This is a genomic window from Streptomyces sp. NPDC056486 (genome assembly GCF_042795295.1).
Taxonomy (GTDB): Bacteria; Actinomycetota; Actinomycetes; order Streptomycetales; family Streptomycetaceae; genus Streptomyces.
Map to the genome: position 1 here is coordinate 1 of NZ_JBHTSF010000141.1, position 23114 is coordinate 23114.

At 68.7% G+C, this 23114-nt stretch carries 20 protein-coding genes; 14 read left to right on the forward strand and 6 right to left on the reverse strand.

What is annotated here, in order from left to right:
* Positions 1-166: 166 nt before the first annotated feature.
* Complete coding sequence (bla, locus tag ACFQ7F_RS36130) at positions 167-1117, reverse strand: class A beta-lactamase (protein ID WP_383280275.1); 951 nt, start codon at positions 1115-1117, stop codon at positions 167-169.
* Positions 1118-1286: 169 nt separating this feature from the next.
* Between bla and ACFQ7F_RS36135 the strand changes: the two genes are divergently transcribed.
* The 3 genes from ACFQ7F_RS36135 to ACFQ7F_RS36145 all read left to right on the forward strand — a co-directional run bounded on the left by ACFQ7F_RS36135 (position 1287) and on the right by ACFQ7F_RS36145 (position 4124).
* The gene (locus ACFQ7F_RS36135; RefSeq protein WP_383280278.1) at positions 1287-2189 is read left to right on the forward strand and encodes a LysR family transcriptional regulator; all 903 of its coding nucleotides are present in this window, start codon (positions 1287-1289) and stop codon (positions 2187-2189) included.
* A gap of 106 nt (positions 2190-2295) precedes the next feature.
* Positions 2296-3198 (forward strand): serine hydrolase, encoded by a 903-nt coding sequence (locus ACFQ7F_RS36140; RefSeq protein WP_383280280.1) that lies wholly within the window; start codon positions 2296-2298, stop codon positions 3196-3198.
* A 140-nt stretch (positions 3199-3338) separates the two neighbouring features.
* Complete coding sequence (locus ACFQ7F_RS36145; protein ID WP_383280283.1) at positions 3339-4124, forward strand: SAM-dependent methyltransferase; 786 nt, start codon at positions 3339-3341, stop codon at positions 4122-4124.
* Positions 4125-4146: 22 nt separating this feature from the next.
* Here ACFQ7F_RS36145 and ACFQ7F_RS36150 read toward each other — a convergent pair whose 3' ends face one another.
* Positions 4147-5076, reverse strand: coding sequence for a DMT family transporter (locus ACFQ7F_RS36150; protein ID WP_383280286.1), 930 nt, complete (start codon positions 5074-5076; stop codon positions 4147-4149).
* A gap of 40 nt (positions 5077-5116) precedes the next feature.
* Between ACFQ7F_RS36150 and ACFQ7F_RS36155 the strand changes: the two genes are divergently transcribed.
* A complete protein-coding gene (locus ACFQ7F_RS36155; protein ID WP_383280289.1) occupies positions 5117-5641 on the forward strand; it encodes a MarR family winged helix-turn-helix transcriptional regulator in 525 nt (174 codons plus the stop codon).
* Between the two features lie 7 nt (positions 5642-5648).
* On the opposite strand, the gene ACFQ7F_RS36160 is transcribed toward ACFQ7F_RS36155, so the two are convergent.
* Positions 5649-5996 (reverse strand): hypothetical protein, encoded by a 348-nt coding sequence (locus ACFQ7F_RS36160; protein WP_383280291.1) that lies wholly within the window; start codon positions 5994-5996, stop codon positions 5649-5651.
* Positions 5997-6223: 227 nt separating this feature from the next.
* On the opposite strand from ACFQ7F_RS36160, the gene ACFQ7F_RS36165 reads away from it, so the two are divergent.
* The 10 genes from ACFQ7F_RS36165 to ACFQ7F_RS36210 all read left to right on the forward strand — a co-directional run bounded on the left by ACFQ7F_RS36165 (position 6224) and on the right by ACFQ7F_RS36210 (position 20569).
* A complete protein-coding gene (locus tag ACFQ7F_RS36165) occupies positions 6224-7234 on the forward strand; it encodes a LacI family DNA-binding transcriptional regulator (protein WP_383280294.1) in 1011 nt (336 codons plus the stop codon).
* Between the two features lie 215 nt (positions 7235-7449).
* Positions 7450-8949 carry an extracellular solute-binding protein gene (locus ACFQ7F_RS36170; RefSeq protein ID WP_383280297.1) on the forward strand — a complete coding sequence of 500 codons (1500 nt, stop codon included), beginning with the start codon at positions 7450-7452 and terminating at the stop codon, positions 8947-8949.
* Positions 8949-9905, forward strand: coding sequence for a carbohydrate ABC transporter permease (locus tag ACFQ7F_RS36175; protein ID WP_383280301.1), 957 nt, complete (start codon positions 8949-8951; stop codon positions 9903-9905). The genes ACFQ7F_RS36170 and ACFQ7F_RS36175 overlap by 1 nt, the downstream gene beginning before the upstream one ends.
* An 18-nt stretch (positions 9906-9923) precedes the next feature.
* Complete coding sequence (locus ACFQ7F_RS36180; RefSeq protein WP_383280303.1) at positions 9924-10799, forward strand: carbohydrate ABC transporter permease; 876 nt, start codon at positions 9924-9926, stop codon at positions 10797-10799.
* A gap of 82 nt (positions 10800-10881) precedes the next feature.
* Positions 10882-12489, forward strand: a complete 1608-nt coding sequence (locus ACFQ7F_RS36185) for a glycoside hydrolase family 13 protein (RefSeq protein WP_383280306.1) — start codon at positions 10882-10884, stop codon at positions 12487-12489.
* Positions 12490-12602: 113 nt separating this feature from the next.
* Positions 12603-14801, forward strand: coding sequence for a discoidin domain-containing protein (locus ACFQ7F_RS36190; RefSeq protein ID WP_383280309.1), 2199 nt, complete (start codon positions 12603-12605; stop codon positions 14799-14801).
* Positions 14802-15441: 640 nt separating this feature from the next.
* The gene (locus ACFQ7F_RS36195) at positions 15442-16854 is read left to right on the forward strand and encodes a family 2B encapsulin nanocompartment shell protein (protein ID WP_383280311.1); all 1413 of its coding nucleotides are present in this window, start codon (positions 15442-15444) and stop codon (positions 16852-16854) included.
* Positions 16855-16952: 98 nt separating this feature from the next.
* Positions 16953-18185, forward strand: a complete 1233-nt coding sequence (locus ACFQ7F_RS36200) for a family 2 encapsulin nanocompartment cargo protein terpene cyclase (RefSeq protein WP_383280314.1) — start codon at positions 16953-16955, stop codon at positions 18183-18185.
* A 14-nt stretch (positions 18186-18199) separates the two neighbouring features.
* Entirely contained in the window at positions 18200-19084 is an 885-nt protein-coding gene (locus ACFQ7F_RS36205) for a geranyl diphosphate 2-C-methyltransferase (protein WP_383280317.1), read from the forward strand.
* 168 nt (positions 19085-19252) lie between these two features.
* On the forward strand, positions 19253-20569 hold the full coding sequence (locus ACFQ7F_RS36210; protein WP_383280319.1) for a cytochrome P450: 1317 nt from the start codon (positions 19253-19255) through the stop codon (positions 20567-20569).
* 317 nt (positions 20570-20886) lie between these two features.
* On the opposite strand, the gene ACFQ7F_RS36215 is transcribed toward ACFQ7F_RS36210, so the two are convergent.
* The 3 genes from ACFQ7F_RS36215 to ACFQ7F_RS36225 form a co-directional block, all read right to left on the reverse strand.
* Positions 20887-21267 (reverse strand): hypothetical protein, encoded by a 381-nt coding sequence (locus tag ACFQ7F_RS36215; protein ID WP_383280322.1) that lies wholly within the window; start codon positions 21265-21267, stop codon positions 20887-20889.
* Positions 21268-21548: 281 nt separating this feature from the next.
* Complete coding sequence (locus ACFQ7F_RS36220; protein WP_383280325.1) at positions 21549-22178, reverse strand: alpha-ketoglutarate-dependent dioxygenase AlkB; 630 nt, start codon at positions 22176-22178, stop codon at positions 21549-21551.
* Between the two features lie 76 nt (positions 22179-22254).
* Entirely contained in the window at positions 22255-22521 is a 267-nt protein-coding gene (locus tag ACFQ7F_RS36225; protein ID WP_383280327.1) for a GlsB/YeaQ/YmgE family stress response membrane protein, read from the reverse strand.
* Between the last annotated feature and the right edge of the window lie 593 nt (positions 22522-23114).

The window sequence follows — 23114 nt, forward strand, 5'->3', positions numbered from 1 at the left end:
CCCGGGGGCGGGCTGGTTTTTTTGGTGGTCGCACCCCGGGCCGGGGGGGCCGGGCTGGTTGGTGGCTCGGCCGGCGGGGGGGGGCCGCCCGCCGGGGGCCCCCCCCGACGCCGTACCTCTTGCTACGGCAGCGAGTGCCTGGTGCTACGACAGCGAGTACGCCCTGCTACGACAGCGAGTCGACGGCCACGGAAGCCGCTTCAGCGATGAGCTTGTCGTCGGGCTCGGCGTCCTTATCGGCGCGGTGCGACAAGATCGCCAGGACGATGGGGGCACCGTCGGGCGGCCACACCACGGCGATGTCGTTACGGGCGCCGTAGTAGGCGCCGGTTCCTGTCTTGTCGCCGACCACCCAGTTCTTGGGCACACCGGCCTTGATGGTCTTGTCGCCGGTGGTATTGGTCTGCAGCCACTTGGTGAGCTGTGCGCGTTCGCCCTTGCGCAGGACGTCCCCGAGGACGAACGCGCGCAGGTCCTCGGCGAACGCCCGCGGCGTGGTCGTGTCCCGCTTCTCGCCCGGGACCCACCCGCTCAGATGGGGCTCGCGGCGATCCATCCGCGTGACGTCGTCGCCCAGGTCCTCGAGCACGGCGTCCAGGCCCTTGGGGCCGCCGAGCTTGTCGAAGAGCAGGTTGGCCGCGGTGTTGTCGCTGTAGCGGACGGCGGCGTCACACAGCTCGCCCAGGGTCATGCCGGTCTCGACGTGCTTTTCGGTCACGGGGGAGTTGGCGACCAGATCATCCTTGGAGTACGTGACCTTGCGGTCGAGGCCGCTCAGGGAGTACTTGCGCAGTACGGCTCCGGCCTCCAGCGCCTTGAACGTGGAGTTGTAGGCGAAGCGCTCACCGGCGTTGTAGGACACCTCGCGCCCCGTGCCGGTGTCGACGGCGTGGACACCGAGGCGCGCGTCGAACTTGCGCTCAAGTTTCTTGAAGTCGCCGGTGAACGCCTTCGTCGCCTGCGTGGACTTGGTGGCTCCCGCGGGCCTCGTGGTCGGCGTGGAGGACGACGAGGCTGAGGAGTCGCCTTCCCCGCAGGCCAGGAGTGGGACGAGACAGAGAGTGGCCAGCGCACCGAGAACGGTGCGACGGGCACGGGTGTCACGGGTGTGCTGCATGGGCCGAACCTCCAGGGCGCCCCAGAGGCAGGGCGCATAGGGGACGGAGCGGCACGGATCCGTCCCGGTACGTGGGTGTGAGTGCCGGAGCCACCCTCGCGCCGGGGTGCGTATGCGGTCCAATACGCTCATGCGCGATTCCATGCTGATCTGGCATAGGGTGCGGGGCGTGGATCTGGTGGGAGCGTGTCGCGCATTCGTCAGCGTCAGCCAGTACGGCAGCTTCACCGACGGAGCGGCCGCGGCTCGGATGTCGCAGTCGGTGGCGAGCCGTCGTGTCGCGGCCCTGGAAGAACGCTTCGGTGAGCCGCTGTTCGAGCGCACGTCGCGGCGTGCCGTCCTCACCCCCTTCGGGCGGGACATGCTGCCGACGGCCCGGCAGCTCGTGCAGGCGGCCGACGTACTCCTCGACGAGGCCGAAGCCGTCAAGCTCAAGCCGTGGCGGCTCGCGGTGCCCGGCGTCTGCTCCACGGTCGGTCTCGCCCGCCTCGTCGCCGAGGCGCGCGGCCACGGGATCACGCTCGACCTGCGGGTCGCGGCTCCGACACAACGCAGGGAGCTCCTGCGCGCGCAGCAGGTGCGCGCCGCCCTGCTCGCGGTGCCCGCGGACGAGGCGGCGTGGGCCGTGCCGCTCGGGCTCGCCGGTGCACAGGAGCCCCGCGTGCAGCGTGTCTACCTCGAAACGCTGCGGGTCGGACGCGCCTCTCCCGGCCCGGCCCGCCGCGTCTGGATCCAGCCGGAGGACGATGTGCCGCACATCCGCGACCCTCTGACGCGTCTGCGTGACGCGGTGGGCCTGCGCCCCGCGCAGCTCGTCGCCGCGGCCGACCTGACGAGCGCCGCGGCCGAAGTCCTCTGCTCGGGCGACCTGTTGCTGTGCTCCCTCGCACAGGCCGAGGAACTCGGCCTGACCTGGCGGCCCATCGGCGAGATCACGCTCGGCCGGGGATTCGCCCTGGCCGCCGCGGCGGACGGCAATCCGCAGCCCGTCGAAGCGCGCCTGGGCGGCGCCATAGCCCGCTGCCTGGGCGCGGACGCCCCGGCCGGGACCGAGGGAGGAACCGCAGCATGAACGGTGGCAGGGTCGGGGCGTGGACGGTGGTGCGGGTGGTGGTGGCATGTACGGCAGCGCGGGTGGCGGCACAGGGAGCGGCAGGGGTGGTGACATGCACGGTGGCGTGAGCACCGAGGCACTGCTGCGCGACATACGCCAGGAGTTGCGCGACGGCGGCCTGCACGGCTGTCTGCTCGTACGGGATCTGCACACGGGAGACGAGCTGGGGATCGAGGCGGACACCCACCTGCCCTCCGCATCCCTGGTCAAGCTCCCGCTCGCGCTCGCGACGGTCGAGCGCATCCGCCGTGGCGAACTCGACGGAGCGACGACGCTGGAGGTGCAGCCCGGACGGATCACCACGCCAGGCCCCACCGGACTGAGCCGGTTCCGCCACCCCGCACGGATCGCGATCGACGACCTTCTCTACCTGAGCACCTGCCTGAGCGACGGAATGGCCGCCGACGCGCTGTTCGAGCTCACCCCGCCCACCCAGGTCACCGGCATCCTCCACGAGCTCGGCATCCGGGGCATCGCCGTCCGGCACAACGTCGGCGAACTGTCCGACACGCCGGTGGAACGCTTCGGCGCCGACCAGGCCCATCTCGCCCACGCCCTGGCCATCGACGCCGGTACCAGCGGCCGGGGACACCGGGTGCCGCAGCTCGACACCACCCGCGCCAACAGCGGCAGTGCACGCACCTATGTCGACCTGCTGCAGGCGCTGTGGACGCCGTCGAAGATCCATCCGGACGTGGCCGAGCGGGTGCGCGACCTCATGGCCCACAACGTGCTGCGGCACCGCCTTGCCCCGGACTTCAGCTCCGACGCAAGCACCTGGTCCTCCAAGACCGGCACCCTGCTCAACCTCCGTCACGAGATCGGTGTCGTCGAGCACTCCGACGGCCAGTCCTTCGCCATCGCGGCCATGACCGAGTCCCTCGTGCCGGCCAGCGTGCAGCCCGGCGCCGACGCCCTCTTGGCGCAGGCCGCCCGCAGCCTTCGCGATCACCTGCGGCAGCTCTAGCAAGAGCCGCGACGAACTCTCTCACCAGCCGGAACAGTTGACCTTTCCACCTGTAGGCTCGGACGATCCTTGCCGCCTTGGGCGGAGCGCACGTCGCCCGCCGCACACGGAGACCGGTCAGACACGTAGTGGAGCCACGGATGACTGCAGAAGACGCCAACGCCCTCATCGACACCAGCAAACCGCACCCGGCGCGTGTCTACGACTGGCTTCTGGGCGGTAAGGACAACTACCTCGTCGACCAGGAGCTGGGCGAGAAGCTGCCGCCCGAGGCGCGCGCGAACGCGGGGCGGAACCGGGCGTTCATGCACCGCGCCGCCGCTTGGCTGGCTGACAACGGTGTCAGGCAGTTCCTCGACATCGGTACCGGCATTCCCACCGCGCCGAACCTTCACCAGATCGTCCAGGCGATCGCTCCCAGCTGCCGGGTCGTGTACGCCGACAACGACCCCATCGTGCTGCGGCACGCCGAAGCCTTGCTGGTCAGCAGCCCGGAAGGCGCCACGGACTATGTTCAGGCGGACGTGCGCGAGCCCGAGGCGATCCTCGACCACGCCCGTGGACTCCTGGACTTCAACCAGCCCATCGCGCTCTCCCTCATCGCCCTGATGCACTTCATCACCGACGAGGAGGACCCCTACGGCCTCACGCGCACCCTGGTGAACGCGTTGCCGTCCGGCAGCTATCTGGTCCTTTCCCACGGCACCACCGACGAGCACCCCGACCTCGCGGATTCCGTCACCGACACCTACAAGAAGGGCCAGGTGCCGTTGCGGATGCGACGCCGCGCCGAGGTCGAGCGCTTCTTCGAGGGACTGGAACTCGTCGAGCCCGGCCTGGTGACGGCTACGCACTGGTACAAGGATTCGCCTGCTCCGAAGGCCGAGTTGAGCGGTTTCTACGTCGCGGTCGCCCGTGTCCCGTGACGTCGACGCGGCTATGTGATGCTCATGGCTGCGTGACGCCCGACGCCGCCTGTGGGTACTCGTCGGATGCCGGACGGGGAGGCGCCTGACCGCTGCCGGGTCGGCCCGCGCGTGAGGGCCGGCCAAGGACGACTCCGGCCAGGACGAGGGCAAGGCCGCAGAGTTGCCGGACCGTCAGCACCTCTCCGGCGGCCATGGTCCCCAGCAGGACGCCGGTGACGGGGTTGAGCAGTCCGATCAAGCCCACTGTTCCCGTGGGCAGGTGCCGCAGCCCGGTGAACCAGGCGGCGAAGGCCAACGCGGTGGCGACCAGGGTGACGTAGCCGAACGCGAGGAGTGCTGGTGTGGAGAGTTGGGGCGGCGGGCCTTCCACGGCCGCGGCGACCGGCAGCAGGAACAGGCCTCCGGCGGTGAGCTGCCAGGCGGTCGAGGCGAGCACGTCGGTATCGGTGCTCCACCGCTTGGTCAGTATGTAGCCGAAGGACGACACCAGCATGGCCGCGGCCGATGCGAGGACGCCCGGCACGCTCACGTCTGTTGTTCCCGTGAGCAGCATGAGGCAGACGCCGCCGAGGCCGATCGCGGCTCCGGCCAGGTGTGCGATGCCGGGCCGCTCGGACACCAGGGCCCAGGCGATGAGCATCATCGCCAGCGGAGACACCGCCATGACGGTCGAGGCGATGCTCGTCGGGAGCAGCTGCGATGCGGCATAGACGAGCACGAAGAACACGCTCACGTTGAGCAGCCCGAGCACCGCGGACCGCCACCACCAGACGCCGCGCGGTCGCTGCCTGCGCAGGGCCAGCAGGATGAGCCCGGCGGGCAGCGCCCGCAGGGCGGCCCCGTAGAGCGGGCTGTCCGCGGGCAGGAACTCATGGGTGACGAAGTAGTTGGTTCCCCAGGCCACCGGTGCGACTGCGGTCAGAGCCACCCAGCGCGCGTTAGCTTCCATGGAAGCTAATATAGCTTCCTGGGAAGCTACCATGGTGTGCATGGACGACCCGCAACCGCTGGACCGCGTAGCCCGCATCCAGGCCGACTGGCGCCGCGAACGGCCCGACGTCGATGTCTCCCCGCAAGGCGTGATCGGCAGACTGCACCGCCTGGCCGGCCGGCTCACCGAGGAACTCTGCCTCGTCTACGGCCGCTACGGCCTCAACGAGGGAGAGTTCGACGTCCTGTGCGCGCTGCGCCGCGCCGGTGAGCCCTTCGAGCGCGCGCCCGGCGAACTCGCCGCCCACACCATGGTCACCACCGGCGCGATGACGAAGAGAATCGACCGCCTGGAACGGGCAGGACTCGTCGCCCGCCGCCGCTCGGACGACGACCAGCGCGGCAGGATCGTCGCCCTCACCCGCCCCGGACGCGAACTGATCGACCGGGCGTTCACCGACCACATGCTCAATGAACGCCGCCTGCGGGACCTGCTGACGCCTACGGAGGCCGAGGCGCTCGAAGGGCTGCTCGCCACCTGGCTCTCCCGCATGGAGAATCCGCGCTCGTCCGACAGCGAGTGACCGGAGGTCAGACGAACAGGATCGACCGGAGCTTCAACCGCTCGCTCGCGCCACCGGTGTGGGGGCGCAGCGTGAAGTTGTCGCCCGAGCAGTCGGCGTTCGTGAAGACGATCGCGTAGGAGTCGGTGCGATTCCTGGGGGAGTGGGCGGGTGGCTGGGTGTACTCCTGGGCCGCCTCGGCGAGCATGATGCACTCCCCGTCGGCCGGGTCGTGCAGGGTGACCTGCCCTTCCTCGCCCGCGCTGCCGATGTACGTGTAGCTGAAGTCGCCCTCTGCCGCGTACGCGGAGCCGGGCACGGTCAGGATCAGCACGGCGGCACCGGCCGCGGCGGCCAGTGAGTGACGAAGACGCATGGATCGTTTTCCTTTGCTGGTCATGGCACGTGAACGCATCCCGCATTCCCGTCCTGACCAGCAGGGATATCTCAATTCACGGACCTCCGCCGCCGAAACGATCCGCCCTCACCCGTTCGGTCCCCGGTGGCGCTCGGCACACGTAGCCCGCCGCTCGCGCGGAGCGATCCCGGCCAGATTCAGCGAGCACGCAAACAGAACGCAAGAATTACACTATTCTTGCGTTCATGACGCGACGACTTGCTCAGGTGGCGCGGAAGGTCGGGGTCAGCGAGGCCACGGTCAGCCGAGTGCTCAACAACAAGCCCGGGGTCTCCGACGCGACCCGGCAGTCCGTGCTCTCGGCCCTGGATGTCCTGGGGTACGAGCGGCCCACACAGCTGCGCGGCGAGCGGGCCCGGCTCGTGGGTCTTGTGCTGCCCGAGCTGCAGAACCCGATCTTCCCGGCGTTCGCTGAAGTGATCGGAAGTGCGCTCGCCCAGCAGGGGCTGACCCCGGTGCTGTGCACCCAGACCAAGGGCGGGGTCTCCGAGGAGGATTACGTCGAGTTGCTGCTCCAACAGCAGGTGTCCGGCGTCGTGTTCGCCGGTGGGCTGTACGCGCAGGCGGACGCCCCGCACGAGCACTACAAGCGGCTCGCGGCGCGCAAGATCCCGGTGGTTCTCGTGAACGCGGCCATCGAGCGGCTCGGATTTCCCGCGGTGTCCTGCGACGACGCGGTGGCGGTCGAGCAGGCCTGGCGCCACCTCTCCTCGCTCGGTCACCGCCGCATCGGCCTGGTGCTCGGGCCCGCCGACCACATGCCGTCGCAGCGCAAGCTCGCCGCCGCCCGGGTGATCGCCGAGCAGGCCGGTGGTGAACTGCCCGATGAGCACATCTCGCGGGGGATGTTCTCGATCGAGGGTGGCCAGGCCGCCGCCGGACGGCTCCTGGACTCCGGCGTCACCGGCATCGTCTGCGCGAGCGACCCCTTGGCCCTGGGCGCGGTGCGCGCCGCGCGCCGCCGCGGGCTCGGCGTCCCGCACGACGTGTCCGTGGTCGGCTATGACGACTCGGCGTTCATGACCTGCACCGACCCCCCGCTGACCACGGTGCGTCAGCCGATCGAGGCCATGGGGCGTGCCGCGGTCGAGATCCTCACCCTGAAGATCGGGGGGAGTGCGGTGCCCACGGAGGAACTGCTCTTCGAGCCGGAGTTGGTGGTGCGCGGCTCGACGGGACAGCCGCCGCAGGAGTAGGCACAGGCGTAGGCACAGAAAGGGCTTGTGGGCCGCCGGGCGCCTCTTGCCCTCGTACTGTCAATTTATTTCAATCATCGCGCGAGATATTGCGCAGATCTGTTGTCGGTGCTTGAGTGAGCGCCGCCACACAGTCTGCGCAGCTGTGGGCTTCCCGCTCCTGCCAAGCCGTCCTGCCCCCACGGGCGGGCGGCGCTGTCCAAAGGGGTCCACCGATGAGCAGCTCCGGAATGCCGTACTTCCGACGTATCCGCCGCCGCACACCAAGCGGCACGCCGAGCAGCACACCCAGCGGTGCCGTCGGCCGCACCACGATCCGCGCCCACCGCCGTACGGCCACGGTCGCCGTCGCCTCCGCGCTTGCCCTCACCGCCCTCGCGGCCTGCGGCACCAGCAGCAGTGACAACGGCGATTCCGGCGGGGACAACGGCGCCAACGCGGCCAACGCCGCCGCCCCGCTGGATCCCAAGACCAAGGTGACGCTCACCATCGACTGCATGCCGCCGGCCGCCGAGAAGGCCGAGCTCAAGCAGTGGAAGGAGGACGTCGCGGCGTTCAACAAGAAGTACCCGAACGTCACGATCAAGGGGAAGCAGACCGACCCCTGCCTGGAGCCTCCCCGCTTCACGGCGATGCTGAAGGCGAAGTCCCAACCGGACGTCTTCTACACCTACTTCACCGACCTGCAGCAGGTCATGGACAACGACGGCGCCCAGGACATCAGCGCCTACGTCAACGACAAGTCGGTCCCGGCCCTCGGAGACATGGACCCGAACGTCCTGGGCGTCCTGAAGAAGGACGACAAGCTCTACGGTCTGCCCTACAGCAACTACACGATGGGCCTGCTCGTCAACCGCAAGCTCTTCAAGAAGGCCGGGCTCGACCCCAACTCGCCCCCGACCACCTGGGCCGAGGTCCGCACGGCCGCCAAGAAGATCGCCGCCCTCGGCGACGGCGTCTCGGGCTTCGGCGAGTACAGCGCGGGCAACAACGGCGGCTGGCACTTCACCGCCACCACCTACGGCCTCGGCGGCGACATCGTGAGCAAGGACGGCAAGAAGGCCGCCTTCAACAACGACACCGGCAAGACAATCGTCGACAACCTCAAGGCCATGCGCTGGGACGACAACAGCATGGGCAAGACGCAGCTCCTGAAGTGGGGCGACCTGCAGAAGCAGATGGCCGCCGACAAGCTGGGCATGTTCCTCGCCGCGCCCGACGACATCACGTACATGGTGCAGAACCTCGGCGCGAAGTACGACGACTTCGGGATGGGCCCGATACCCGGCCAGAAGGCCACGCTCTTCGGCGGCAACGACTACATGATCAAGAAGGGCAGTTCGCCCGACCAGATCAAGGCCGCGATCGCCTGGATCAACTTCAAGTTCCTCCAGCCCGGCAAGGGACAGTTCGACTGGGCCCGCACCAAGGCGGACGGGCTGCCCGTCGGTCTGCCGCAGCCGAACTTCTGGACCGGTGACAGCAAGACCAAGGACGACAAGGCTCGCGCGGCCAGCTCGACCATGCCCGTCGAGAACTTCCAGGCCTTCACCGACAAGCCGGTCACGGGCAAGGCCGAGCCGCCCAAGGCTCAGGAGGTCTACAAGGTCCTCGACACGCTGATGTCGGCCGTCCTCACCAACAAGGACGCCGACGCGGACAAGCTCCTGAAGACCGCCGAACAACAGGTCAACCAGGTTCTGGCCAACCAGTGATGTCCGCACCCACCCTCTCCAAGAACAAGGCCCGGCCGTCCCCGCAGACGGACAGCCGGGCCGCCCGCCCCGAACGCGGCGCGTTCCGACAGGCGTTGAAGCGCAATCTCACCGCGCACGGCTTCCTGATCGGCGCCCTCCTGTGCTTCGCGATCTTCTCCTGGTACCCGATGGTCAGGGAATTCATCCTGGCCTTCCAGAAGACCGAGAACGGCGAGACGGTCTGGGCCGGCTGGTCCAACCTCACCTACATCTTCAACGACCCGGCCTTCTGGCAGGCGTGGCGCAACACACTGCTGTTCACCGCGCTCGCGCTGGTCCTCGGCTTCGCCGTCCCCTTCGCCATCGCCCTCATACTCAATGAATTCCGGCACGGCCGCGGCTACTTGAGACTGCTCGTCTACCTCCCGGTGATGCTGCCGCCCGTGGCATCCGTGCTGCTCTTCAAGTACTTCTACGATCCCGGATACGGCCTGTTCAACCGCATCCTGGAAGCCGTCGGCCTGCCCGGACAGGCCTGGCTGCAGGACACCGACACCGCGATGGTCTCCGTGGTCATCGCCGCCACCTGGATGAACATGGGCGGCGCGACGCTGATCTACCTGGCGGCGCTGCAGTCCATCCCCGGCGAGCTGTACGAGGCGGCCGAGCTGGACGGCGCGGGCGTATTCCGCAGGATCTGGCATGTCACCATTCCGCAGACCCGGCTGATCCTCTCGCTGATGTTTCTCCTGCAGATCATCGCCACCATGCAGGTGTTCGTGGAGCCGTTCCTGCTCACCGGCGGCGCGGGCCCCGAGGGCGCGACCCTGACCGTCGTCCACCTCATTTACCAGTACGCCTTCACCTTCAACAACTACGGCAGCGCGGCGGCCCTGGGCCTGATCCTGCTCGTACTGCTCGCCGGATTCTCGGCGGCGTACGCGCGACTGAGCCGCGCCGGCAGCGAAGACTAGCCGGGGGAGACGACGGACATGAGCACACGCACCTTGATCTCCCCGGCCACGCTGGCCCGCCCCCGCGGCAAGGTCCTGTACTGGACCGCCTTCACCGTGGTGACGATCGTCTTCACCCTGGTCTTCATCGGCCCGCTGTACTGGATGGTCACCAGCGGTCTGAAGTCGCCGCAGGAATTCGGCCAGACACCACCCACCCTGGTTCCCGACTCCATCCATCCGCAGAACTACGCGGACGCCTGGGGCGTGATGGACCTGGCCCAACTCCTCTTCAACACCCTCTACTACGCGTTCGGCGCACTCGCCTTCCAGCTGGTCTTCGATGTGGCCGCCGCCTACTCGCTCTCCAAGCTGCGGCCCATATTCGGCAAGGCGATCCTCGGGATGATGCTGCTCACCCTGATGATCCCGGCCACCGTCCTGGTCGTACCGCAGTACCTGACCGTCCTGGACGTGCCGGTCGTGGAGCGCAACCTCATCAACTCGCCCTGGGCGATCTGGCTCCCCTCGGTCACCAACGCCTTCAACATCTTCCTGCTCAAGCGGTTCTTCGACTCCATTCCGCGTGAGCTCCTTGACGCCGCCGCCATCGACGGCGCCTCGTCCCTGCGCACCCTGCGCTCCGTGGTCCTGCCGCTGTCCCGGCCGATCCTCGGTGTCGTGTCGATCTTCGCGGTGGTCGCGGTCTGGAAGGACTTCCTCTGGCCGATGCTCACCCTGCCCGACCCCGGCAAGCAGACCGTGAACGTCGGCATCTACTCCCTGGCCGCCAGCGTCTCCGAGAACTGGCTCCTGGCCGCCCTCGCCATCGCCTCGCTGCCGACCCTGATCATCTTCCTGATCTTCCAGCGCAACATCATGAGCGGCCTGACCGCAGGCAGCCTCAAGGGCTGACCCCTCGGGCCCCACCCCGCGCACCCCGCCACCGGCCAAGCGCCGCGGCGACGGGGTCCCACCTGCCCGAAAGGAACCTCACGTGGCAGTAACCTCCCCGACCGATGCCTCCTGGTGGCGCTCGGCCGCCATCTATCAGGTGTACGTACGCAGCTTCGCGGACGGTGACGGCGACGGCACCGGGGATCTCGCGGGCGTCCGGGCCAAGCTGCCCTACCTCGCCGAACTCGGGGTCGACGCCCTGTGGTTCAGCCCCTGGTACCTCTCACCCATGGTCGACGGCGGCTACGACGTCACCGACTACCGCGTCATCGACCCCGCGTTCGGCACCGTCGCCGAAGCCGAGAAGCTGATCGCCGAGGCCCGCACGCTCGGCATCCGCACCATCGTCGACATCGTCCCCAATCACGTCTCCGACCAGCACGCGTGGTTCAAGGCCGCCCTGGCCGCAGGTCCTGGCTCTCCCGAACGCGACCTTTTCCACTTCCGCCCGGGCCGCGGCGCACACGGCGAAATCCCGCCCAACGACTGGCCATCCCAGTTCTCGGCGTCCGCGTCGACCTGGACCCGCGTCGAGGACGGCGAGTGGTACCTCCACCTCTTCGCACCGGAGCAGCCCGACCTCAACTGGGCCCACCCCGTGGTCCGCCAGGAGCACGAGGACGTCCTGCGGTTCTGGTTCGAGAGGGGAGTGTCAGGCGTACGGATCGACTCCGCGGCTCTGCCCGCCAAGGACCCCGACCTGCCCGACTTCATCGAGGGAATCGACCCGCACCCCTTCATCGACCGCGACGAACTGCACGACATCTACCGCTCCTGGCGTGCCGTCGCCGACGAGTACGCGGGCGTCTTCGTCGGCGAGGTCTGGCTCCCCGACGCCGAACGCTTCGCCCGCTATCTGCGGCCCGACGAAATGCACACCGCCTTCAACTTCTCGTTCCTGTCCTGCCCTTGGGATGCACAGAAGCTGCGTACGTCCATCGAGGCCACCCTCGCCGAACACGCCCCGGTCGGCGCCCCCGCCACCTGGGTGCTTTGCAACCACGACGTGACCCGCACGGTCACCCGCTACGGCCGCGACGACACCGGCTTCGACTTCACCACGAAGGTGTTCGGCACCCCCACCGACCTGGCGCTCGGCACCCGCCGCGCCCGCGCCGCCGCCCTCCTCGCCCTCGCCCTGCCCGGCGCGGTCTATATCTACCAGGGCGACGAACTGGGCCTGCCCGAGGCCGACATCCCCCTGGACCGCATCCAGGACCCCATGCACTTCCGCTCCGGTGGCGCCGACCCGGGCCGCGACGGCTGCCGGGTTCCCCTGCCCTGGACGGCCGCCGAACCGCACGCGGGCTTCGGCTCGATGACAGGACCCTGGCTGCCACAGCCGGAGGGCTGGCCCTCGTACGCCGCCGATCTCCAGGCTGCCGATCCCCACTCCATGCTCACGCTCTACCGCGCCGCTCTGCGCCTGCGCCGCATCGAACCCGGCTTCGGCGACGGCCCGTTGACCTGGCTACCGTCCGCCGACGGCGTCCTGGCCTTCCTGCGTGAGCCGGGCCTGGCCTGCGTCGTCAACCTCGCCCCCACGCCCTACGAACTCCCCGCCCATACACGCCTCCTGCTGGCCAGCAGCCCCTTGGATGACACGGGCCGCCTGCCGCAGGACACGGCGGTCTGGCTGCGCGTCTGACTTTCCGCACCGCGGCGCCACCGCCGTCCCCCCACTCACCTCACCAGGAACGAGCACTGACCTCCCCACTCACAAGGAAGGTGCACCACTCCATGTATATATCTGGCAGGAGCATGCCAAGACCCATCCACAAGTGGTACGCCGCCGTGGCCACCGCAGGCCTCGTCGGCACCCTCGTCACCGGCCTCACGGCCACCGGCGCGCAGGCCGCAGAGGCGACCGGGGCGGCCAAGGCGGCTTCGGGCGCCACGCTGCCCTTCACCTCCATCGAGGCGGAGAGCGCGACCACGAACGGCACCAAGATCGGCCCCGACCACACCCAGGGCACGGTCGCCTCGGAGGCGTCGGGCCGTCAGGCGGTGCGTCTCGCGTCCGGGCAGAGCGTCGAATTCACGCTCACCAAAGCCGCGAACGCGCTGAACGTCGCCTACAACGTCCCCGACGGTCAGTCGGGCTCGATGGCCGTGTACGTCAATGGTCAGAAGATCTCCAAGACGCTGGCCGTCACGTCGAAGTACAGCTACGTCGACACCCCCTGGATCGCGGGCGCCAAGACCCACCACCTCTTCGACAACGCTCGGCTGCAGCTCGGCCAGAACCTGCAGTCCGGCGACAAGGTGAAGCTGGAGGCCTCCTCCACCCAGGTCACCGTCGACGTCGCCGACTTCGAACAGGTGGCGGCAGCCGCTGCGAAGCCGTCGGGCGCGCTCTCGGTCACCGACAAGGGCGCCGACCCCACCGGCCAGGGCGACTCCACCCAGGCCTTCCGCGAGACCATCGCGGCGGCCAAGGGCGGCACGGTGTGGATCCCGCCGGGCGAGTACAAGCTCACCCAGTCACTCAACAACGTCGACAACGTGACGATCCGCGGTGCGGGCAACTGGCACTCCATCGTGCGCAGTTCACGCTTCATCGATCAGTCGGGCGCACCCACCGGCAAGGTGGGGCTTTATGACTTCGCGGTGATCGGCGAGGTCACCGAGCGGGTCGACAGCAACCCGGACAACTTCGTCAACGGATCGCTCGGCCCGAACTCCACCGTCTCCGGAATGTGGCTGCAGCACCTCAAGGTCGGCCTCTGGCTGACCGGCAACAACGACAACCTGGTCGTGGAGAAGAACCGCTTCCTCGACATGACGGCCGACGGCCTCAACCTCAACGGCACGGCCAAGGGTGTCAACGTACGCAACAACTTCCTGCGCAACACCGGCGACGACGCCCTGGCGATGTGGGCCCTCAACACCACCAACAGTGACTCGACCTTCGCCGGCAACACCATCTCGCAGCCCAACCTCGCCAACGGCATCGCCATCTACGGCGGGCGCGACATCACCGTCAAGGACAACCTGATCCTCGACACCAACGCGCTCGGCAGCGGCATCGCCATCTCCAACCAGAAGTTCCTGGACCCGTTCTTCCCGCTGGCGGGCACCATCACGGTCTCCGGCAACAGCCTCGTCCGTACCGGGGCCATGAACCCCAACTGGCAGCACCCGATGGGTGCGTTGCGCGTGGACGCGTACGACAGTGCCATCGAGGCCACGGTGAACATCACCGACACGACGATCACCGACAGCCCCTGGAGCGCGTACGAGTTCGTCTCGGGCGGTGGCACCGGCAAGGCCGTGAAGAACGTGAACATCAGCGGCACGACCATCGACAAGGTGGGCACGGTCGTCGTCCAGGCCGAGACGCCCGGCGCGGTGAAGATGTCGAACGTGAAGGCCACCGGTGTCGGCGCGGCCGGCATCTACAACTGCCCCTACCCGAGCGGCTCCGGCACCTTCAGCCTCACCGACGGCGGCGGGAACTCCGGCTGGAGCAGCACCTGGGACGACTGCTCGACCTGGCCGAAGCCCGGCGCAGGCAACCCCGACCCCGACCCCGACCGCAACCTCGCCAAGAACCGCCCGGCCACCGCGAGCGGATCCGCCGACGTCTACACCCCCGCCAAGGCGGTCGACGGTGACGCGGCGACGTACTGGGAATCCACCAACAACGCCTTCCCGCAGTCGATCACCGTCGACCTCGGCAAGTCCGAGGCGGTCCGCAGACTGGTCCTGAAGCTGCCGCCGCCCGCAGCCTGGGGGGCCAGGACCCAGACCCTGTCCGTCCAGGGCAGCGCCGACGGCACCTCTTACAGCACGCTGGCCGATGCGAAGGACTACCGCTTCGACCCGGCGAGCGGCAACAAGGTGACCATCACGCTGCCCGCCTCCGCGCCCAACGTCCGCCATCTGCGGCTGCGCGTCACGGCCAACACCGGCTGGCCCGCCGCGCAGTTCAGCGAAGTGGAGGCCTACCTCTCCTGACTTCCCGCGCCCCGCTCGCCGACGGCCGTGGCCGGGGCGGGCGGGGTACGCAGGATGCCCGCGGTGCAGGGACGTGAGTGAGCGACCCGAGTGCCGCGGGCCAACGTCCGTACGGCGAAAGTTCCCGCCCCGGCGTTCTTGGACGCCTATTGGGCGCGGCGACAGCCGTACGACAGAGGTGAGTTGACCGGCCCCGCCTACTGGCGCCAAATGGCGGACAGCCTCGCCGTCCACTTCGACGAGCGCCGGATCGCGGAACTCGTCGAGGCCGACGTCGCCGGCAGGAGCTGGCCACTCACCACGAGGCGCACCACCACTGGCTGGCAAGGGGCCGACCAGTGGTGTCTGAACGCTCTGAACACCGCACCGGATCGCGGGGACACCTGTTCACCCCCCTGCGCGACTGAGGGAAGCCCTCTCGGCCACTGGCCGGAACGCCGTGGTTCATTGGGATAAACCCCGGCAGAAGCAAGATCACCGCTTCGAGTGCTGCTAACGGTCTTATCGGGCGAGCGAGGCGCAACGGCCGTTAAATGGTCCCCGGATCTGGACGAAATCCAAGAGATTACCCCTCTACTTCCAGTTTCGCCGGTTGGCGCGCCTGTGCGCATTACCTCCCTCGCGAAGGAGAGCTCGCCCGATGACCGTTGAAACAAGCCCGGATGCGCAGTTGGAACCACCCAGGCAGTCCAGCCTGGGCACCGCGGCTGCCCGTAACCTCGCCACCACGACCAAGTCCGCCCCGCAGATGCAGGAGATCACCTCTCGCTGGTTGCTGCGGATGCTCCCCTGGGTGGAGACCAAGGGCGGCGCCTACCGGGTGAACCGCCGGCTGAGCTACACCGTCGGCGACGGGCGCATCGACTTCGTCCAGGACGGCGTCGACGTCCGGGTGATCCCTCGGGAACTCGGCGAACTGGCTCTGCTGCGCGGCTTCGACGACGTGGAGGTGCTGACCGCGATCGCCGACCGGTGCGTCCAGCGCGACTTCCGCGCCGGCGAGGTGCTTGTCGAACGCGGTACCCCCGCCGGGCAGCTCCACCTGATCGCCCACGGCCGGATCAACCAGAACTCCGTCGGCAAATACGGCGACGAGGTCGGCGTCGCGGTCCTTGCCGACGGCGACCGGTTCGGGGAGAACGCCCTTCTGGACACCGACGCCAGATGGAACTCCACCGCGACCGCCGAGACCTCCGGCACCCTGCTCACCCTGACGCGCGCCGACTTCGACGCCGTGCTTTCCACAGCGCCGAGCCTCCAGGCCCACCTTCGCGAGTTCAGTCGGCTCCCTCAGCAGCGTCAGAACAAGCACGGCGAAGCCGAGATCGCGATGTCGGCCGGACACGTCGGCGAATTCGCCCTGCCGGGTGCCTTCGTCGACTACGAGCTCAAGCCGCGCGAGTACGAACTCTCCGTCGCGCAGACCGTTCTGCGGGTCCACACGAGGGTCACCGACCTCTACAACGGGCCGATGAACCAGACCCAGGAGCAGCTCAGGCTCACCATCGAGGCGCTGCGCGAGCGCCAGGAGCACGAGCTGATCAACAACCGGGAGTTCGGCCTGCTCCACAACGCCGACTTCAAGCAGCGGATCCAGCCCCACTCGGGCCCGCCGACGCCGGACGACCTCGACGAACTGCTCTGCCGCCGCCGCGGCACGAAGCTCTTCCTCGCTCATCCCAGGACGATCGCGGCGATCGGGCGTGAGCTCAACGCCCGCGGGATCTATCCGGATCACGTCGACCTCGGCGGGCAGCAGGTGCCAGCCTGGCGCGGAGTGCCGATCCTGCCCTGCAACAAGATCCCCGTCACCAAGGAGCAGACAAGCTCGATCCTCGCCATGCGCATCGGCGAGGACAACCAGGGCGTCATCGGTCTGCGTCAGACCGGCCTCCCTGAGGAGTACGAGCCGGGCCTTTCGGTGCGCTTCATGGGCATCAGCGAGCAGGCGATCCTCTCGTACCTGGTCAGCACGTACTACTCCGCCGCCATCCTGGTGCCCAGCGCGCTCGGCGTGCTTGAGAACGTGCAGATCGCCCGCAGGCGCGACTAGAGCATCCGTCGGACGGCCACGACAGCCCGGACCCTGCCGGGCCGGGCGCGTATGCCCGGATCCGGAAAAGGCCACCCCATCCCAACAAGGAGCCACGGATGCCCGATCCTGGGTCTTCCCCTCTGCACGCGAGCCCGCCCGCCGCCGCGGCCCTCCGAACCCCCGACGTCCTGCCGGGCCCGCCCTCTGTCCCTCTCCCTGCCGCAGAATCCGTACCTCTGCTGCCCGACGCTGTGCCGGACCCCGCCATCGAGCGGGTCCTGCGAGGTCCCAGCAGTCTGGGCACGGCGAGCTTGTACCCGGGCCGGCGGGAGGAGCCGCCGTCGCCCGCGGCGGTCGAGCCGCCGACGGAGAGCCTGCACATCCCGGGGCTCTACTACCACCCGGTGTCGGAGCCCGACCCGGCGCGGGTGGAGGAGGTCAGCCGCCGGATCAAGGACTGGGCGGTCGACGAGGTCGAGCTGTTCCCCGACGAGTGGGAGGGCCAGTTCGACGGCTTCTCCGTCGGGCGCTACATGGTCGCCTGCCACCCGGACGCCCCGACCATCGAGCACCTGATGGTCGCCACCCGGCTCATGGTCGCCGAGAACGCGGTCGACGACTGCTACTGCGAGGACCACGGAGGTTCGCCGATCGGGCTCGGGGGGCGCCTGCTACTGGCGCACACCGCCCTCGACCCCCTGCACGCGACGCAGGAGTACCAACCCCAGTGGGCCAAGTCGCTCCACGAGGACGCCCCGCGGCGCGCCTACCGCTCCGCGATGGAGTACTTCGTCCGGCAATCCACCGGCTCCCAGGCCGACCGCTTCCGGCACGACATGGCACGGCTGCACCTGGGATACCTCGCGGAGGCCGCCTGGGCCCAGACGGACCACACGCCCGAGGTGTGGGAGTACCTGGCGATGCGGCAGTTCAACAACTTCCGGCCCTGCCCCGGCATCACCGACGCCGTCGGCGGCTACGAACTGCCGACGGACCTGCATGCTCAGCCCGCCATGCAGCGGGTCCTCGCGCTCGCCGGGAACGCCAGCACCATCGTCAACGACCTGTACTCGTACACGAAGGAACTCGCCAGCCTCGGACGGCACTTGAACCTGCCGGTGGTGATCGCCGAGCGCGAGGACGTCTCCGACCGTGAGGCCTATCTGAAGGCGGTCGAGGTCCACAACGACCTCATGCGCGATTTCGAGAGCGAAGCCGCAGCCCTGGCCGCCTCCTGCCCCGTCCCGAGCCTGCTGCGCTTCCTGCGGGGCGTGGCCGTATGGGTCGACGGCAACCACTACTGGCACCAGACCAACACCTACCGATACAGCCTGCCCGATTTCTGGTAAGGACGGAATCACCTGTGACCAGCACTGAATTCACCACTGTCAACAGCGCCTCCGCGTTCGTCCCCGCCCCGGCGACGCCCTATCAGGGCGACATCGCGCGCTACTGGAACAACGAGGCCAGGCCCGTGAACCTGCGCCTCGGCGACGTCGACGGGCTCTATCACCATCATTACGGCATCGGCGACGTCGACCACGCCGCCCTGGGCGACCCCGACGACAGCGAGCACGAGAAGAAGCTGATCACCGAGCTCCACCGCCTGGAGTCGGCGCAGGCCGAAGTCCTCCTGAACCACATGGGACCCCGCGGAAGCGACGACACGCTCGTGGACGCCGGCTGCGGCCGTGGCGGTTCGATGGTCATGGCGCACCAGCGATTCGGATGCAAGGTCGAGGGAGTCACCCTGTCGGCCAAGCAGGCCGAGTTCGCCAACCAGCGCGCCCAGGAACTCCGCATCCAGGATCACGTCAGGGCCCAGGTGTGCAACATGCTCGACATGCCCTTCGAGACAGGGCAGGCCGCGGGCTCGTGGAACAACGAGTCGACCATGTACGTCGACCTGCACGACCTCTTCGGCGAGCACTCCCGGATCCTCGAGGTCGGCGGCCGCTATGTGACCATCACCGGCTGCTGGAACCCGCGGTACGGCCAGCCGTCGAAGTGGGTCTCCCAGATCAACGCGCACTTCGAGTGCAACATCCACTCCCGCCGGGAGTACCTGCGCGCCATGGCCGACAACCGTCTCGTACCGCAGGCCGTCGTGGACCTGACGCCCGCGACCCTGCCCTACTGGGAGTTGCGGGCCACGTCGTCCCTGGTCACCGGCATCGAGGAGGCGTTCATCAATTCCTATAAGGACGGCTCCTTCCAGTACGTACTGATCGCAGCCGACCGCGTCTGACCGTCCGCCGTCCGCCGGCTGTCGACCACTGACCGCAGGGGCCGGGCCCGCCGCCCGGCCCCTCCGGCGCCCCGACGTGGACTGTCGGGCGGCGCTCCCACTGCCCTACAGTGCGTGACGCCTACACCCGCCCGTGCCGACGTACAGCCGTCGAACAGGAGCAGCCCCGTGGCCACCCACGCCCGCCCCGGTTCCCTCCCTTCGCCTCCCGGGCGCCGGGTCCCCGAGCTCGATCCCGCCCTCGTCGAACTGTGGCAGGCCGGGGGAGGGGAACTCATCGACCTCTTCGCCCAGGTGCGCGAACGGCTCGGTGGCGTCGCCGCGTTCCGGCTCGGTCCGCGCCCGACCGTCCTGATCACCTCCCCCGAAGCCGTGCAGCATGTGCTCGCGCTCAATGCCGACCGGTACGTCAAGCGTTCACACCGCGCCCGACTGCTGATCGGCGACGGAGTGCTTGCCGCGACGGGGGAGTCGTGGCAGCGCCAACGGCGGTTGCTGCAGTCCCAGTTCACCGGCCCTGGCATGCGGCGCTACGAGCAGCGGATCGCCGAGGCCGCCCGGACCACGGCGGCACGCTGGGACGGATACGCCCGCACAGGGCAGGCCTTCGACGTCGGCGACGAGATGCGCCGCTTCGCCCTTGACGTCATCTGGCGTTCCCTGACCGGGCATCCCCTCGGCCCCGAGGCTGAGCGTGAACTGGCCGCAGTGCCCGCCGTGTTGGCCGTGCTACCCAGCCTGCCCGCCGACGGCACCGCCGCCCAAGGGGTGGTCGCCGACGAGCTGGCCAGAATCGACGCGGTGGCCAGCCGCGCCATCGCCGCCGCGCGCGACTCCGAGGCCGGACCCGACGGTCCGGGCCTGCTGCATGTCCTGCTCGATGCGGCGAAAACGCGTCCCGAGTACACGGACCGGCTGATCCGCGACGAACTCGTCACCCTCCTTGTCGCCGGGCACGAGACCACCGCCACGACCCTGACCTGGCTCTACCTCCTGTTGGACCGCAATCCGGAGGCGCGGGAGCAGGCTCTCGCCGCCGGAGCCGATGGCTCGCCCCAGCGCCGGCAGGCCCTCCAGGCGCTCGTCCACGAAACGCTGCGGTTCTACCCGTCCGCCTGGATGCTGCCGCGCAGCGCGGCGCAGGACGACACGCTCGCCGGGTACGAGATCGAGGCGGGCACCGATGTACTGGTCTGCCCTTACCTGACGCACCGGGACCCCGAACTCTGGGAAGACCCGGGGCGATTCGATCCGGCCCGCTTCACGACCCCCGGGCGACGCCCCACTCACCCGGGGAGCTACTTCCCGTTCGGCGTCGGGCCCCGTGCCTGCCTGGGCCTGCAGTTCGCCCTCAGGGAGTCGACCGTCCTCCTGGAGCACCTGCTGCCCGCCCATGTCCCGCGCTTCCACTCCACCCCGGCCAAAGCCGCGTACAGCATCACCGTGCGCCCCGACGGCCCGACACCCGCGGTACTGAATGGCTAGGCTCGGCCCGCAAGCGCCCGGCAGGGCGACGCGCGCTCGGTGACCCCGCCCCGCCCGTCCGACTCCACCCGCCACAGCCGCGCCCGCGAGGTCCGGGCCACGGCCTCGATTTCGGCGTCGTCGAGCTCGCGGCGGAACAGCGGCAGGACGGCGGGTTCGCAGTCGGGACGTGAGGCGAACGCGGCGAGGAACTGCTCGGCATAGGCGGGGGCGCCCCCGCTCGCGGTCGGTACGAAGCACGCCTGGTCCTGGCGCGGGGTATGCGCACCTGGGCGCGCTTCATCGCGCGGCGGGGGAATCGGGTCATCCCGGTGTCCTCAACTCTGAGCCCTCTCCAGTTCGTCATGGTGGTGGCGCAGCCGGATGCTGACCGTTCCCGCGGTGAACAGGACGCTGCCTATCGCGGTCAGGGGGACGGAAACCACCAACGCAGCCAGCGGCTGGGGCCAGTTCCGGTCCGATGCGCATTGCGCCGCAGCGTTGTACGCGTCACCGGAATCCTCGAAGTAGAGGTCCCTGGGCTCGGAGTTGACCGGTGCGGGGCAGTCGATTTTGTTGTACGTGGACTCGTACGACGTGAACAACTGCCATGCGGCATAGATCCAGAGCAGCAAGGCGCAGGCGAGAAGACCGATTCCCCAGCTCTGCAGCCGGCCGGCCCGCATCCGGAAGTTCTGTTCGACCGCCAGTGGGTGCACTTGCGTCTCCTCGTATTGACCTTGAGTGGCCCGGGAGACTTTAGCGGCGGTGACGAGATGAAGCGCGCAAAAAAAGCCCCGGTCTCGTGAAAGACCGGGGCTTGTCGCGAGCGCTGGGCAGGCCTTGCACCTGCATTTCCCCGCAGGAAGCGGGGCGTCTTTCCTTGGACGACCAACGCCGGGCCCGCTACCGGGAGTTCCGGCCGCAGGCTCAAGATCAACTATAGCGTATGAGCCGGGCTTGCCGCACGCCTCGTCGAGTGCGCCGGAGGGATGTCCGGTCACTGCACCCCGTGCGGCCGGAACTGGATGCTGATGCGCCCTCCGGAGACCCGGGTCGACTTGGGGATGGCGTGCTCCCAGGTGCGCTGGCACGAGCCGCCCATCACGATCAGATCGCCGTGCCCGAGCGGGCGCCGGACTGTCTCGCCACCGTGGAGTGGGCGGAGCAGCAGATCGCGGGGTGCCCCCACGGAGAGGATGGCGACCATCGTGTCCTCGCGGGCACCCCGGCCGATGCGGTCACCGTGCCAGGCCACGCTGTCGCGCCCGTCGCGGTAGTGACACAGGCCGGCCGTCGTGAACGCCTCGCCGAGCTCGGTGGCGTAGTGCGCGGAGAGTGCCTGCCGGGCCTCGTCGAGAACGACGTGGGGGAGTGGTTGGCCGGCGCGGTAGAAGGCGAGCAGGCGTGGCACGTCCACGACCCTCTCGTACATCTGCCTGCGTTCGGCCTTCCACGGGACGTCCGTGGCGAGGCGTTCGAACAGGACGTCGGCGCCACTGAGCCAGCCCGGCAGGAGGTCTATCCACGCCCCGTCGCCCAGGACTGTCCTGTGGATCCCGTCCAGGGCGCCCAGGTGTACGTCATCGCTCTGGTCGAAGAGTGATCCCTGGAGCTGGTGCGTTGCCATGTGGCCAGCGTACCTGATGATTCGAACAAGTGAGCTAATTCGAACATTGGCCACTCTCGCCTACCGCCGGATCGGGTCAGCGGGACCGTTGGCCCGAGAGCAGGCGATAGATGAACAGGACGATCACCGAACCGACGATGGCGGCGATCCACGTGGACAGATGGAAGAACCCGTTGATCGAGTGGACGCCGAAGATCAGCTTGCCCAGCCAGCCGCCGAGCAGCCCGCCCACGATGCCGATCAGCATCGTCACCAGGCAGCCTCCCGGGTCCTTGCCGGGAGTGAGGGCCTTGGCGATGGCCCCTGCGATGAGGCCGATCAGGATCCAGGCGATGATGCCCACGAGTGTGTTCCTTTCCCTTGTGTGCGTGTCGGCTCTCGGTCTGCCGTCCGACACCACTGAGGCACATGTCCATCGCGGGATCCCTCACTCGGGGCCAAAGTCATCGGTCGCGGGACGAAGGCCACTCTCATGCCAGCCAAATGGGTGAAGGCCGCTCGGGCGTCGCCCGGCCGAAGCGGCCGGGCGGAAGTCGGTGGAGCGCCGCTCCGTCACCCCGTCACGAAATGCGGCCCACGTCGGCTCACGCTATAGATGTGAAGAGAGCGTTGCAGGCTCTCCATGAAATCGGGGTCGTGGGCATGTCAGCGAGGGGCAGGCGAGTAGAGAAGCTGCGAGGAGGACGCTGCCAATGCTAGTTGTCGCTCTTTTGCTCTTGCCGGCCATGGGGCTTCTGATGATCGCCATGGACCGCATCGAGGACCGGATGAACGGGGAAGCGTCGCCGAGAACCGGTCGGCGGGTACGTCACCTTCGTCTCATTCATGGGGGAGAACGCGCGGCACATCACCGGGCGTCCGCCTCCGAACACCACAGAGACGCGGCCTGACGCGCGAGACGACGGCGCCGCGCTCGTTTCAGATGCTTCTGCAGAA